Source organism: Streptomyces ambofaciens ATCC 23877, from assembly GCF_001267885.1.
In the GTDB taxonomy this organism is placed as follows: domain Bacteria; phylum Actinomycetota; class Actinomycetes; order Streptomycetales; family Streptomycetaceae; genus Streptomyces; species Streptomyces ambofaciens.
In genome coordinates, this window is record NZ_CP012382.1 from 4,412,984 (window position 1) to 4,425,949 (window position 12,966).

The window sequence follows — 12,966 nt, forward strand, 5'->3', positions numbered from 1 at the left end:
GCTCGGGGAACGGCCCGTTTCTGTCACCATCTACACACTCTGCGTGACCGAACCTCGGGCTCACCCCCGACAACTTCATGAAGGGCACCGGACATGGGTCCCCATCCTGCGGTCGCGGCGATACGCCTGGCGGTCCGCCGCGTCCTCCACGACATCCTCACCGAACTCAACACCACGGCCGGCGTACCCGCCGCGGCGGCCGCCGACCGCGTGCCCGAGCGCCCGCCGGCACCGCTCGTGCTCGTGGCGTGCTCCGGCGGCGCCGACTCCATGGCGCTCGCCTCCGCCCTCGCCTTCGAGGCGCCCCGGCTCGGTGTCCGCGCCGGCGGCGTCACCGTCGACCACGGTCTGCAGAACGGCTCCGACCTGCGCGCCGAAGAGGTCGTCCTGCGCCTGCGCGAACTGGGCCTGGACCCCGTCGAGGCCACCAGCGTGACCGTCGGCCGCGCGGGAGGCCCCGAAGCCGCCGCCCGGGACGCACGCTACGCCGCCCTGGACGCCGCCGCCGCCCGGCACGGCGCCGCCGCCGTCCTGCTCGGCCACACCCGCGACGACCAGGCCGAGACCGTCCTGCTGGGCCTCGCCCGCGGCTCCGGCATCCGTTCCCTGTCGGGGATGGCCGCGGTCTCGGGGGCCGGCGGCCGTTACCGCCGCCCCTTCCTCCAGGTCGACCGGCAGACCGCCCGCAAGGCCTGCATGGTGCAGTCCCTGCCCGTCTGGGACGACCCGCACAACGCCGACCCGGCCTACACCCGCTCCCGGTTGCGCCACGAGGGCCTGCCCGCCCTGGAGAAGGCCCTCGGCAAGGGCGTCGTGGAGGCCCTCGCCCGTACGGCCCAACTCTCCCGGGACGACGCCGACGCCCTCGACACCTGGGCCCGCCAGGCCGAGGCCGGCGTCCGCGACGCCACCGGGGTACTGGAGTGCGCCAAGCTCTACGCCCTCCCGCCCGCCGTACGCCGCCGGATCCTGCGCCGCGCCGCCATCGAGGCCGGTGCCCCCGCCGGCGCGCTCTTCGCCCGGCACGTCGAGGAAGTCGACCGGCTGATCACCGGCTGGCGCGGTCAGGGGGCCATCAACCTCCCCGGCAAAGTCGTCGCCCGGCGGCAGGGTGGCAGACTGGTGATTCGGCAAGGCTGAATCCGGACCCTCCCACCGATCCGCGCACGGATCGCCGGGGTGCTCCGGAGTGGCCGGTGGGACGACCGAAAGTGATGCGGGTGGACGCGAACGACATGGGTGCCGACCTCGAGAAGGTACTCATCACCAAGGAAGAGATCGACGCGAAGCTGGCCGAGCTGGCCGCGAAGATCGACGCGGAGTACGCGGGCAAGGACCTGCTCATCGTCGGTGTGCTCAAGGGCGCCGTGATGGTCATGGCCGACCTGGCGCGCACCCTGTCCACCCCCGTCACCATGGACTGGATGGCGGTGTCCTCGTACGGCGCGGGCACCCAGTCCTCCGGCGTGGTGCGGATCCTCAAGGACCTCGACACCGACATCAAGGGCAAGCACGTCCTGATCGTCGAGGACATCATCGACTCGGGCCTGACCCTGTCCTGGCTGATCTCCAACCTCGGCTCGCGCGAGCCCGCCTCCCTCAAGGTGTGCACGCTGCTGCGCAAGCCCGACGCCGCGAAGGTCGCCATCGACGTGCAGTGGGTCGGTTTCGACATTCCCAACGAGTTCGTCGTCGGCTACGGCCTCGACTACGCCGAGAAGTACCGCAACCTCCCGTTCGTCGGTACGCTCGCGCCCCACGTCTACGGGGGCTGACACGGCCCCGTAGCGGGCTCCACGGCGTTCCGGGGGGCCGACCGGGAACCCCGGAGGCCTCCGCGCCGTTGGAGCATGCAGACGGGGCGCCGGCCGTCCCGTGCGGCTGAGGGCCGCCAGGCTGGGGTACCGTCAGAAGAACTGTCTTATCAAACTCACTATGGCAGGAGGGACGGGGCGGCACCGCTCCGTGTGGATGGACGTGAAGCGATACTTCCGTGGGCCGGTCATGTGGATCGTGCTGGCCGTCCTTGCCGTGGTCGTGTTGATGCAGGTCGTCGGCTCGTCCGGCGGCTACAAGACGGTGGACACTGGCCAGGTCGTCCAGGCGATCAACGACAACAGGGTCGAGTCGGCCAAGCTCACCACCGGTGACGAGCAGACCATCGAGGTCCACCTCAAGGACGGCGAGAAGGTCGAGGGCAGCTCGAAGATCAAGGCGAGCTACATCGGCGACCAGGGCGTGACCCTCGCCAGCACGCTGCAGAACAAGTACCAGGACAAGCAGATCCCCGACGGCTACACCGTGTCGCCGTCGAAGCAGAACCCGTTCGTCGGGCTCCTGATCACTCTGCTTCCCTTCGTCCTCATCGTGGTCATCTTCCTGTTCCTGATGAACCAGATGCAGGGCGGCGGCAGCCGGGTCATGAACTTCGGCAAGTCCAAGGCCAAGCTCATCACCAAGGACACCCCCAAGACGACGTTCTCCGACGTCGCCGGATCGGACGAGGCCGTCGAGGAGCTCCACGAGATCAAGGAGTTCCTGCAGGAGCCGGCCAAGTTCCAGGCCGTCGGCGCCAAGATCCCCAAGGGCGTGCTGCTGTACGGCCCGCCCGGCACCGGCAAGACCCTGCTCGCGCGCGCCGTCGCCGGCGAGGCGGGCGTGCCGTTCTACTCGATCTCCGGTTCCGACTTCGTCGAGATGTTCGTCGGTGTCGGTGCCTCCCGTGTGCGTGACCTGTTCGAGCAGGCCAAGGCGAACGCCCCGGCGATCGTCTTCGTCGACGAGATCGACGCGGTCGGCCGCCATCGCGGCGCCGGCCTCGGCGGCGGTCACGACGAGCGCGAGCAGACCCTGAACCAGCTGCTCGTCGAGATGGACGGCTTCGACGTCAAGGGCGGCGTGATCCTCATCGCCGCGACGAACCGGCCGGACATCCTCGACCCGGCGCTGCTGCGCCCGGGCCGCTTCGACCGGCAGATCGCGGTCGACCGTCCGGACATGCAGGGCCGTCTGGAGATCCTCAAGGTCCACCAGAAGGGCAAGCCGGTCGCGCAGGACGTCGACCTGTCGGCCGTCGCCCGCCGTACGCCCGGCATGACCGGTGCCGATCTGGCCAACGTGCTGAACGAGGCCGCCCTGCTGACGGCCCGCAGCGACCAGAAGCTGATCGACAACCACATGCTGGACGAGGCGATCGACCGTGTGGTCGCGGGCCCGCAGAAGCGGACCCGGATCATGTCGGACAAGGAGAAGAAGATCACCGCGTACCACGAGGGCGGTCACGCCCTGGTCGCGGCGGCCTCACCGAACTCCGACCCCGTCCACAAGATCACGATCCTGTCGAGAGGCCGGGCCCTCGGTTACACGATGGTGCTCCCGGACGAGGACAAGTACTCGACCACGCGCAACGAGATGCTCGACCAGCTCGCCTACATGCTGGGTGGCCGCGCGGCCGAGGAACTGGTCTTCCACGACCCGACGACGGGCGCGGCCAACGACATCGAGAAGGCCACCGGCCTGGCTCGTGCGATGGTCACGCAGTACGGCATGACCGAGCGTCTCGGCGCGATCAAGTTCGGTGGCGACAACACCGAACCGTTCCTCGGGCGCGAGATGGCTCACCAGCGCGACTACTCGGAAGAGGTCGCCGCGCTGGTGGACGAGGAGGTCAAGAAGCTGATCGAGACGGCGCACAACGAGGCCTGGGAGATCCTGGTCGAGAACCGCGACGTCCTCGACAACCTCGTCCTCGCCCTGCTGGAGAAGGAGACGCTCGGCAAGGAGGAGATCGCCGAGATCTTCGCCCAGATCGTCAAGCGCCCGGCCCGGCCCGCCTGGACCGGATCGTCCCGCCGCACGCCCTCGACCCGCCCGCCGGTGCTCTCCCCGAAGGAGCTCGCCCTGACGAACGGAGCGAACGGCGCCACGGCGGCGATCACCACCGCCAAGAGCACGACGGCGGAGCCCGCCCCGGCACCGGAGCGAGCCCCGGAGGACCGCCCGGAGAGCTGATCCAGCCACTCCCGGTGGCCCCACCAGGCCCGGAATGTATGCCGCGCCCCCCAGGTTCTAGCCTTGGGGGGCGCGGCGTTTCCGTATGCCGACGGCAGTATCAGGACAGGAACGAGGCACCAGATGACCGACCCCGTGACGCTGGACGGCGACGGCCAGATCGGCGAGTTCGACGAGAAGCGGGCCGAGAACGCCGTACGCGAACTGCTCATCGCGGTCGGCGAGGACCCGGACCGCGAGGGCCTGCGGGAGACGCCCGCGCGCGTGGCCCGGGCCTACAGGGAGATATTCGCCGGGCTGTGGCAGGAGCCCGAGGACGTGCTGACGACGACGTTCGACCTCGGGCACGACGAGATGGTGCTGGTGAAGGACATCGAGGTGTTCAGCACGTGCGAGCACCACCTCGTCCCGTTCCGCGGGGTGGCGCACGTCGGCTACATCCCGTCCCCCAGCGGGAAGATCACGGGCCTGTCCAAGCTGGCCCGTCTCGTGGACGTCTACGCGCGCCGCCCGCAGGTGCAGGAGCGTCTCACCACGCAGATCGCGGACTCCCTGATGGAGATCCTGGAGCCCCGCGGGGTGATCGTCGTCGTGGAGTGCGAGCACATGTGCATGTCGATGCGGGGGATCCGCAAGCCCGGCGCGAAGACCCTCACGTCGGCGGTCCGCGGTCAGCTGCGTGACCTCGCCACGCGCAACGAGGCGATGAGCCTGATCATGGCGCGCTGACGCCGCCGGGCGGGATCAGGCCGCCGGGGCCGCGCCCGGGTGGTCCTCGTCGTCGTCCTCCGGGAGCTTGCAGACCCGCTCCAGGAAGATCGCGGCCGCTATCACGGCGATCCCCGCCACGACCGAGAAGCCGGCGTAGAAGGCCTGGTCGCGGCGGGCCGGGACGTCGAGGTACTCCAGCAGGAAGACGCCCATGCCGCAGTACAGGCCCGCCACGAGGGCGGCCACCAGGGCGCTGGCCTGGCCGAAGACGACCGAGCGCGCCGCCATCATCGGGTCGACGCCCTTGGCGTCCGGGACCCGCTCCCGCTGGGCCTTCAGACGGGCCCGGAGGGAGAGCGCCGTGGCCAGCAGGATCACGGCGATCAGGGCGAGGACGATCGGCGCGGCCAGGGGGACGCTCGGGAGGCTCCCGAAGGAGTTCCACAGGCGGGCGCCCGCCCAGGACAGGACCGCCGCGACGACGAACACGCCGGCCAGCACCCTGATGCGCAGCTCTTTCACGGTGTCCCGGTGTCCCTTCGGTCCCCTGCGTGCTCGTCCAGCCGTGCCGGCCTCGTGGCCGTGCCGACCCCGTCGACCTTAACGACTACTCGGGCAGCCGGAGTTCCAGGTCGGCGCGGGGCGCGACGCCGTCCCGGGTGACGGCGTCCAGGAGGTCGGCGACCGGGCCGTGTCCCGGCAGGTCGGCGTGGGGGTCCACGTCGTGCCAGGGGGCGAGGACGAAGGCGCGCTCGTGGGCGCGCGGGTGGGGCAGGGTGAGCTGCGGGTCGTCGGAGACCACGTCGGCGTAGGCGACGATGTCGACGTCGAGGGTGCGCGGGCCCCAGTGCTCGTCGCGGACCCGGTGGAAGGCCTCCTCGACCGCGTGCGCCCGCTCCAGCAGGGAGGACGGGGGCAGGGTGGTCTTCACGACCACGACCGCGTTGAAGTACGCGGGCTGACTGGCGGGGTCGACGCCCCACGGCTCCGTCTCGTACACCGGCGAGACGCCTTTGACGCGGACGCCCGGGGTGTCCTCCAGGGCGTCGATGGCGCCCTGGAGGGTCTCCAGGCGGTTGCCGAGGTTGGCGCCGAGGGCGATCACCGCGCGCTTGGGGTTGGACAGCGTGGTGTCGGCGGCGTCGACCTGTTCGATGACGGAGGCGGGCACCGGCTGTACGGTCGGGTCGCTGGGACCCTTGGTGAACGAGGTGCTCATACACGGCTCCGGATGATGGTGACGGTCACGTCGTCGAAGGGCACGGTGATCGGCGCGTCCGGCTTGTGGACGCAGACCTCGACCTCCTCGACCCCTTCGTGCTTCAGACAGACCTGGGCGATGCGCTCGGCGAGCGTCTCGACGAGGTTGACGGGCTCGCCCTCGACGACGGCCACGACCTCCTCGGCCACGATGCCGTAGTGCACGGTCTTCGCCAGGTCGTCGTCGGCCGCGGCCGGTCGGGTGTCCAGGCCCAGGACGATGTCCACGAGGAAGGTCTGGCCGTCCTCGCGTTCCTTGGGGAACACTCCGTGGTGCCCGCGGGCCTTCAGGCCGCGCAGCGCGACACGATCCACGCGAATCACTCCTGCAGTCGTCGGTCTCGGCCGGTGCGCACCACGTGCGGGCGGTACGCCGGCCACAGTCGAATCTACCCGCGAGCACCGACAGCACCGGGCCACGGGGTGTGGGGGGCCGACCGGGAGCCAGGAGGTTTCACCGTGCGTTTTCCCTGGCGGCCCCGGTGGATCACGGGTTGGTAGCCGCCCATACCCCGCGGTCCGTGATTCCAACCACTTCTTGCTCCCCCCGGATCACGCGGGGGTGTCCTCGCCCTCTTCGTCCTCGGTCTCGGCCAGCACGGGGGAGGCGTGGTGGGACCAGAGTTTCCAGCCGGCGGGCGTGCGCCGGAACGCGTTGGTGGCGACCACGAGCTGGCCCACGAGCGGACCGAGCTCGTCGCCGCCCTCGGGGGCCGGTCCGCCGCTGAGGATGTTCTCGGTGCAGGTCACCAGGGCGGTGTCACCGGTGACGGAGACGTGCACGTCGGTGAGGAAGAACTGGATGTAGTCGGTGTTCGCCATGATCAGCGCGTAGGAGCGCAGGACCTCGCCGCGGCCGGTGAGCACCGGCCAGCCGGGGTGCACGCAGGAGACGACGCCGGCGTCGGCCGGGTCGTGGAAGGACTCGTCGATGCCCAGGTCGGACGGGGTGAGCCAGAACTCGGACACCGTCTCGAAGTCGCCCTGCTCCAGCGCTTCGTAGAAGGCGGTGTTGGCGGCCTCCACCTGCTCGACGTCGATGTGCGGCGCGTTCACCGGGTTCCTTCCGGGCGCTGGTCCGCTCCGCGCGCCCCTTCGACGGCGCGCGCGACCCGTACGGCGTCGGCCGTGGCGCGTACCTCGTGCACGCGTACGGCCCAGGCGCCGGCGTGCGCGGCGAGGGCGGAGACGGCGGCGGTGGCCGCGTCGCGCTCCCGCGCGGGCGGCGGGGCGGACTCCGGGCCGGCGAGCACCCGGCCGAGGAAGCGCTTGCGGGAGGCGGCGACGAGCAGGGGATGGCCGAGGTCGAGGAGACGGTCGAGGTGGGCTAGGAGGACGAGGTCGTGCTCGGCGTCCTTGGAGAAGCCGAGGCCGGGGTCGACGACCACGCGGTCGGGGGCGACGCCGCCCTCCAGGACGGCCTCCACGCGCGCGCGCAGCTCGTCCACGACCTCGGTGACGACGTCGGCGTAGGTGCCGCGGACGTTGCCGCCCTCCAGGAGGCCGCGCCAGTGCATGACCACGAAAGGGGCGCCGGCGTCGGCGACGACCGGGATCATCCGGGGGTCGGCGAGGCCGCCGCTGACGTCGTTGACGAGGGCGGCGCCGGCCGCGATCGCCTGCTCCGCCACGGAGGCGCGCATGGTGTCGACGGAGATCGTGACGCCCTCGGAGGCCAGGCCGCGTACGACCGGGACGACGCGCCTGAGCTCCTCGTCCTCGTCGACGCGGGTCGCGCCGGGGCGGGTGGACTCACCGCCCACGTCCACCAGGTCGGCGCCCTCCGAGACGAGGTCGAGGCCGTGCTTGACGGCGGCCGTGGTGTCGAAGAAGCGACCGCCGTCGGAGAACGAGTCGGGAGTCACGTTGACGACCCCCATGACCGCGCAGCGGTCCCATGCGGTCAGTCCCGCCAGGTGGTGGCGTCGGCCGGTCTGCTTGCTCATGTGTTCAGCGTAGGCCCAGTCGGCGGGGCGTTCGGGCGGTGGTGGGCAGGCCGGGGCGCCCGCGACGGCCTACGGCCCCGCGGCGGCTCGGTGGTCGGGTGGTGGCCTGGGGGTCGTGGCGGCCGGGTCTCGTGTTCGGTCGGGTGGTGGCCTGGGGGTCGTGGCGGCCCGCTCCCGTGCTCGGTCGCTCGGTGATCCGGTGGTCAGGCCGTCCGGTGATGCGGGGGTCACGGTCCGGTGATCCGGCGGTCACGCCGTCCGGGCCTCGTGCTCGGTCACCCCGTGCGCGCAGGGGCGGCGGGCGGGCGTGCGGCGGCGCAGGAAGCGGGGGAGGGGCGGCGTGAGGGTGAGGAAGCCCTCGGCCTGCAGGGCGGCGAAGCCGATGCGGGGCAGGTCGGCGGAGGCGCGGTAGACGACGAAGCGCGGCTCCCAGCGGGGGCGGAACTTCGCGTTGAACTTGTACAGGGACTCGATCTGGAACCAGCGGGAGAGGAACACCAGCAGTCCGCGCCAGGCCCGCAGCACCGGGCCCGCGCCGATCTTCTCGCCGCGGGCGAGGGCCGCGCGGAACATGGCGAAGTTCAGCGACACCCGCGCGATGCCCAGTTTCGGGGCGGCCTGGAGGGCGGCGACGATCAGCAGCTCGTTCATGCCGGGGTCGGCCGAACGGTCGCGCCGCATCAGGTCGAGCGACACGCCGTCGGTGCCCCACGGCACGAAGTGCAGGATCGCCTTCAGGTCGCCGTACTCGCCGGGCCGGCCGTACTCACCGTCCTGTTTGTGCGCGGTCGCGATCAGGCAGTCGCCGTCGGTGGGGTCGCCGATGCGGCCCAGGGCCATGGAGAAGCCGCGCTCGGTGTCCGTGCCGCGCCAGTCGTCGGCGGCGCGGCGGACGCGGTGCAGTTCCGCGTCGCCGAGGTCAGCCACGCGCCGTACGCGGGTCTCGTAACCGGCGCGCTCGATGCGCTTGACCATCTGGCGCACATTGCGCATCGCGCGGCCGGCGAGGGAGAAATCCGCGACATCCACCACCGCCTCGTCGCCCAGTTCGAGGGCGTCGAGCCCGGTCTCGCGGGTCCACACCTCGCCGCCGGTCTCCGAGCAGCCCATGACGGCGGGTGTCCAGGAGTGGGCGCGGGCCTCGTCCATGAAGCGCTCGATCGCGCCCGGCCAGGCCTCGACGTCACCGATGGGGTCCCCGCTGGCGAGCATCACGCCGGAGACGACGCGGTAGGTGACGGCGGCCTTGCCGCTGGGGGAGAAGACGACGGCCTTGTCGCGGCGGAGCGCGAAGTGGCCGAGGGAGTCCCGGCCGCCGTGCCGGGCGAGCAGGGTGCGCAGGCGGGCCTCGTCGTCCTCGGTGAGGCGTGCGGCGGGGTGTTCGGGGCGGAAGGCCAGGTAGATCGTGGTGATGGCGGTGAGCAGGCCGAGGGCGCCGAGCGAGAAGGCCACCGTCCAGGAGGTGTTGCCCCGGTAGTCGACCGGGCCCTCGACGCCGAACAGGCCGTAGAGGACGTGGGTGAGCCGGTCGGCCACGCTCGGATCGCCGACCATGCGGTGCGGGTGGGCGCTCACGACGAGCAGCCCGAGGGCGAGGGAACCGGCGCCCATGAGGACGAAGTTGGCCAGTGCCCGCCAGCGGCTGCGGGGGTCGGGCAGTGCCGCGAACTGCTCCCGGTGGCGCAGTAGCGGGGCGAGCAGGGCCAGCGAGATCAGTACGCCGAGGAGCGAGTGCCGGTACGTGAACTGTGCGACGGCGCCCAGGGGGAGCAGGGCGACGGCCGCCCGCCAGGCCCGGCGCTTGCGGCGCTTGAGACCGTGGGCGAGCAGCAGGAGCAGCACGCCCGCGCTGAGGGAGAGGGCCGCGGCGAAGGGACCGAACGCGCCGGGCAGCACCTCGGCGAGGGCGTGCATACGGCTGTGCCGGAAGCGCGGGAAGACGCCGGCGGCGATGTCCAGCAGGCCCACGAGCGCGCAGGCGCGGCCGACGAGGAGGGGCACGCTTTCGGGCCGGGGGCCGCGCGGCACCCGACGTGCGCTGGTGGGTTTCGCCGGAACCCGACCCGACATTTCCTCATCTGTCCTGACAGACATCGCACCTGTAGTTCTGCGAGAGACCGTGGATCCGGGCCCGTTTCGGGCATCCGGCGACATTGCGCCCTCTAGGACGGTGTCTCGGGAGCGGAGGTTCACTCCGCCTGATCGGAAAGCCCGAACGGCCCCACGGGGCGGCAGGTTCGGCGGACGACGGAAAGCGCGGGCAGGTAGAACGCATGGGTCTCACGAGCAACACGTTGCTGGCGCTGGCGGCTACGTCCGGGGTGCTGCTGTTCGCCGGGACGGTGTGGCTGTGGCCGCGGCTGGCCCGGCGGAGCCTGCGGGCGGTCCTCGGGCGGGTGGGCCTGCTGTTCGCCACCCAGGTGGCGGTCTTCGCCGCGGTCGGGCTGGCCGCGAACCAGGCCTTCGGGTTCTACGCCAGTTGGGCCGACCTGTTCGGCCGGGAGGACGGGCAGGGTGTGGTCGTCGACCACTCGGCCGGCGCGTCCGAGGGCCCCCTGCGGGTCGTCGGCGACCGGCGGGTGACGCCGGTCGGCGGCGGGCGGGCGGACGCCGCCGGGCGCGTCCAGGAGATACGGATCGTCGGCCGTACGACGCGGATCGCGACACCCGCGTACGTCTATCTGCCGCCGGAGTACTTCCAGGCGCGGCACCGCACCCGTACGTTCCCCGCGGCCGTCGTCCTGACGGGCTACCCGGGGACGGCCGAGGCGTTGGTGGACAAGCTCCACTATCCGCGTACGGCGTCCGAACTCGCCGCAGCGGGCCGGATGGAGCCGATGATCCTGGTGATGCTGCGGCCCACCGTGGCCCCGCCGCGCGACACGGAGTGCGTGGACGTGCCGGACGGCCCGCAGACGGAGTCGTTCTTCGCGAAGGACCTCCCCGAGGCCGTCGGTGCCCACTACCGCGTGGACGAGGGGCCGGGGCGCTGGGGCGTCGTCGGCAACTCGACCGGTGGCTACTGCGCCCTGAAGCTCGCCATGCACCACCCCGACGTGTACGCCGCCGGGGCCGGTCTGTCCGCCTACTACGACGCGCCCAACGACCCCACCACGGGCGATCTCTTCCAGGGGGACGAGGGGCGGAGGAATCGGGCGGACCTGTGGTGGTGCCTCGAGAACCTGCCCGCGCCCGACACTTCCCTGCTCGTCACCAGCAGCAAGTCCGGTGAGTCGAACTACAAGGACACGGTGGAGTTCATCGGGCGGGTGAAGGAGAAGAGTCCCACGCGGATCTCGTCGATCATCCTGGAAAGCGGCGGACACAACTTCAATACCTGGCGGCGAGAGATTCCCGCGACCCTGCGGTGGCTCGGTGAGCGGCTCGGTGAGCGGCTCGGCGGGCAGTCCGACGGGCGGCCCGGTGGGCGGCCGGACGGGCACTGACGGGGTGTTCGGGAAAAATGATCTTGGAGTAATTCGGCTGCCGCCGGGCATGTGGATTCCCGATCTCCTGTGAACACCTCGGAGACCGATGTGTTTTTACGGGGCGGGGCGCCAAGATTCGCCTACGCGCGGTAAGTTTCTGGCCATGCCACGTGGACGTCACCGCCATTCCCCGCCCCTGCACAGGCTGCTTCCTCCGTCGGCGATCGCAGGCGTCTCCCTCGTCTGCGCCCTCGGCCCCTGGGTGTTCAGCGAAGCGATGATCCTGCGCTCACTGGCCGCGGCCGCCGCGGTGACGGCCGTCGCCGGTGCGGTCGTCATGCGCCACTGGGACGCGCAGGCGGGCAGGCGCGTCGCCGACCTCACGCGCGCGCGGGCGAGCGACGAGTGGCGGTACGAGGAACGGGTCGCCGAACTGGAGTCCGACCTGGAGGAGTCGCGCGAACTGCGCGTGAAGCTGGAGCACCGGCTGCGGGCCAAGCGCACGGAACTGGCGGGGCTGCGCAACGAACACGCCGCCCTGCTGCGGCGCTACGCCACGGCGGAGACCGAGCGGGCCAGCGCGCTGGAGGGCCGCAGGCTGCTGGAGATAGAGGCCGTGCCGTCGGCGCGCGCCCTGCCGGCGGCACGAACGGCACCGGCGGGGGAGACCTCGGCCGGTGTGGTCGCGGGTGACGGGGCTTCGGTCGGCGTCGCCGCGGCGAGCGGGACGCCGGTCGGAGCGGGTGCAGAGGGCGGAGAGGGCTCGGAGGGCGCCGAGGAGGCCCCGGCCGTCTTCTCTCCCGAGGGCTCCCGGCTGTTCCTGCGGGCGAACGCCGCCCTGGCACGGTTGGACGAGGGCGCGCCCGCCGCACCGGACGCCGCCCACCGTGACGGTGACAGCGAGTCCGAGGACGGTGGCGGCGACGACGGTGACGGAGGGGGCAACGGCGGCGGCGAGCGCGCGGCGGCGGCCGAGGCCGACCAGGAGGACGAGGCACAGGGCCGGCCCGAGGCCCTCGGCGGACACGAGCGCACCGCCGCCGCCTCCCCGACGACCCAGCCCGGCGGGCCCGGGCAGCCGCAGGAGCCCGAGCAGACCGGCGAGCAGTCCGCCGAGCGGAACGAGCAGTCCGGCGAGCAGGCCGAGCAGTCCGGCGAGCAGTCCGAGCAGTCCGGCGAGCTGAACGAGCAGGCCGAGCAGGCCGAGCGGTCCGGCGAGCGGCCGGGTGAGCGGTCCGACGGGGAGCCCGCACAGCCCCAGCAGGCCACCCGGCAGACGTCCGGTCACTTCACGGTGCCGACCGCGGTGGCCGTCGTCCCGACGGCTCCGGTGCGGCGGCCCGTGGTCGAGGGCGGTTTCGACTTCTTCGGCACCAAGGACGCCGAGGACGGACCGGCCTCGCCCGGCACCCTGGAGGCCGTCCAGAACGAGGACCTCGCCGACGTGGTCGGCCAGGAGGCCCTCGCCCTGCACAAGGCCGAGGCGGAGGCCGCCTTCAAGCCGGCCGGCGAGGAGTCCCGGGGAGTGGGCCAGGTGATCGACCTGACGGCCCACGACGAGACGGAGCAGATCGACGTGCAGGGGCTGCGCAGCGCGGTGTCCTGACACC

12 protein-coding genes are annotated in these 12,966 nt (G+C 71.9%); 6 read left to right on the plus strand and 6 right to left on the minus strand.

What is annotated here, in order from left to right; genetic code table 11:
* Nucleotides 1–93 precede the first annotated feature (93 nt).
* From tilS to folE, 4 genes are all read left to right on the plus strand, one after another.
* The gene (gene tilS, locus SAM23877_RS19700) at nucleotides 94–1,140 is read left to right on the plus strand and encodes a tRNA lysidine(34) synthetase TilS (RefSeq protein ID WP_053134848.1); all 1,047 of its coding nucleotides are present in this window, start codon (nucleotides 94–96) and stop codon (nucleotides 1,138–1,140) included.
* Nucleotides 1,141–1,214: 74 nt separating this feature from the next.
* Nucleotides 1,215–1,775, plus strand: coding sequence for a hypoxanthine phosphoribosyltransferase (gene hpt / locus SAM23877_RS19705; RefSeq protein ID WP_053134850.1), 561 nt, complete (start codon nucleotides 1,215–1,217; stop codon nucleotides 1,773–1,775).
* Nucleotides 1,776–1,971: 196 nt separating this feature from the next.
* Entirely contained in the window at nucleotides 1,972–4,011 is a 2,040-nt protein-coding gene (ftsH, locus tag SAM23877_RS19710; protein WP_053134853.1) for an ATP-dependent zinc metalloprotease FtsH, read from the plus strand.
* A gap of 123 nt (nucleotides 4,012–4,134) precedes the next feature.
* Entirely contained in the window at nucleotides 4,135–4,740 is a 606-nt protein-coding gene (folE, locus tag SAM23877_RS19715) for a GTP cyclohydrolase I FolE (RefSeq protein WP_053134856.1), read from the plus strand.
* Nucleotides 4,741–4,755: 15 nt separating this feature from the next.
* Here the strand turns inward: folE and SAM23877_RS19720 are convergent, their stop codons facing one another.
* The 6 genes from SAM23877_RS19720 to SAM23877_RS19745 all read right to left on the minus strand — a co-directional run bounded on the left by SAM23877_RS19720 (nucleotide 4,756) and on the right by SAM23877_RS19745 (nucleotide 9,998).
* Nucleotides 4,756–5,244 (minus strand): DUF3180 domain-containing protein, encoded by a 489-nt coding sequence (locus SAM23877_RS19720; protein ID WP_053134859.1) that lies wholly within the window; start codon nucleotides 5,242–5,244, stop codon nucleotides 4,756–4,758.
* An 85-nt stretch (nucleotides 5,245–5,329) separates the two neighbouring features.
* Nucleotides 5,330–5,941, minus strand: coding sequence for a 2-amino-4-hydroxy-6-hydroxymethyldihydropteridine diphosphokinase (gene folK / locus SAM23877_RS19725; RefSeq protein ID WP_053134862.1), 612 nt, complete (start codon nucleotides 5,939–5,941; stop codon nucleotides 5,330–5,332).
* Nucleotides 5,938–6,297, minus strand: coding sequence for a dihydroneopterin aldolase (folB, locus tag SAM23877_RS19730; RefSeq protein WP_011028954.1), 360 nt, complete (start codon nucleotides 6,295–6,297; stop codon nucleotides 5,938–5,940). The genes folK and folB overlap by 4 nt, the downstream gene beginning before the upstream one ends.
* A gap of 237 nt (nucleotides 6,298–6,534) precedes the next feature.
* Nucleotides 6,535–7,038, minus strand: coding sequence for a nuclear transport factor 2 family protein (locus SAM23877_RS19735; RefSeq protein ID WP_053134869.1), 504 nt, complete (start codon nucleotides 7,036–7,038; stop codon nucleotides 6,535–6,537).
* Entirely contained in the window at nucleotides 7,035–7,928 is an 894-nt protein-coding gene (gene folP, locus SAM23877_RS19740; protein ID WP_053134872.1) for a dihydropteroate synthase, read from the minus strand. Before folP ends, SAM23877_RS19735 begins: the two co-directional genes overlap by 4 nt.
* A gap of 249 nt (nucleotides 7,929–8,177) precedes the next feature.
* Nucleotides 8,178–9,998 carry a phosphatidylglycerol lysyltransferase domain-containing protein gene (locus tag SAM23877_RS19745; protein WP_053134875.1) on the minus strand — a complete coding sequence of 607 codons (1,821 nt, stop codon included), beginning with the start codon at nucleotides 9,996–9,998 and terminating at the stop codon, nucleotides 8,178–8,180.
* Between the two features lie 203 nt (nucleotides 9,999–10,201).
* Between SAM23877_RS19745 and SAM23877_RS19750 the strand changes: the two genes are divergently transcribed.
* Both SAM23877_RS19750 and SAM23877_RS19755 read left to right on the plus strand, forming a co-directional pair.
* Complete coding sequence (locus tag SAM23877_RS19750) at nucleotides 10,202–11,374, plus strand: alpha/beta hydrolase-fold protein (RefSeq protein ID WP_053134878.1); 1,173 nt, start codon at nucleotides 10,202–10,204, stop codon at nucleotides 11,372–11,374.
* A 145-nt stretch (nucleotides 11,375–11,519) separates the two neighbouring features.
* On the plus strand, nucleotides 11,520–12,962 hold the full coding sequence (locus tag SAM23877_RS19755) for a hypothetical protein (protein WP_079030317.1): 1,443 nt from the start codon (nucleotides 11,520–11,522) through the stop codon (nucleotides 12,960–12,962).
* Nucleotides 12,963–12,966 lie beyond the last annotated feature (4 nt).

What these genes read in the sequence shown, in the direction of transcription:
- tilS (WP_053134848.1), top strand. Translation starts at nt 94, where the DNA reads ATGGGTCCCCATCCTGCGGTCGCGGCGATACGCCTGGCGGTCCGCCGC.
- hpt (WP_053134850.1), top strand. Translation starts at nt 1,215, where the DNA reads ATGCGGGTGGACGCGAACGACATGGGTGCCGACCTCGAGAAGGTACTC.
- ftsH (WP_053134853.1), top strand. Translation starts at nt 1,972, where the DNA reads ATGGACGTGAAGCGATACTTCCGTGGGCCGGTCATGTGGATCGTGCTG.
- folE (WP_053134856.1), top strand. Translation starts at nt 4,135, where the DNA reads ATGACCGACCCCGTGACGCTGGACGGCGACGGCCAGATCGGCGAGTTC.
- folK (WP_053134862.1), bottom strand. Translation starts at nt 5,941, where the DNA reads ATGAGCACCTCGTTCACCAAGGGTCCCAGCGACCCGACCGTACAGCCG.
- folP (WP_053134872.1), bottom strand. Translation starts at nt 7,928, where the DNA reads ATGAGCAAGCAGACCGGCCGACGCCACCACCTGGCGGGACTGACCGCA.
- SAM23877_RS19745 (WP_053134875.1), bottom strand. Translation starts at nt 9,998, where the DNA reads ATGTCGGGTCGGGTTCCGGCGAAACCCACCAGCGCACGTCGGGTGCCG.
- SAM23877_RS19750 (WP_053134878.1), top strand. Translation starts at nt 10,202, where the DNA reads ATGGGTCTCACGAGCAACACGTTGCTGGCGCTGGCGGCTACGTCCGGG.
- SAM23877_RS19755 (WP_079030317.1), top strand. Translation starts at nt 11,520, where the DNA reads ATGCCACGTGGACGTCACCGCCATTCCCCGCCCCTGCACAGGCTGCTT.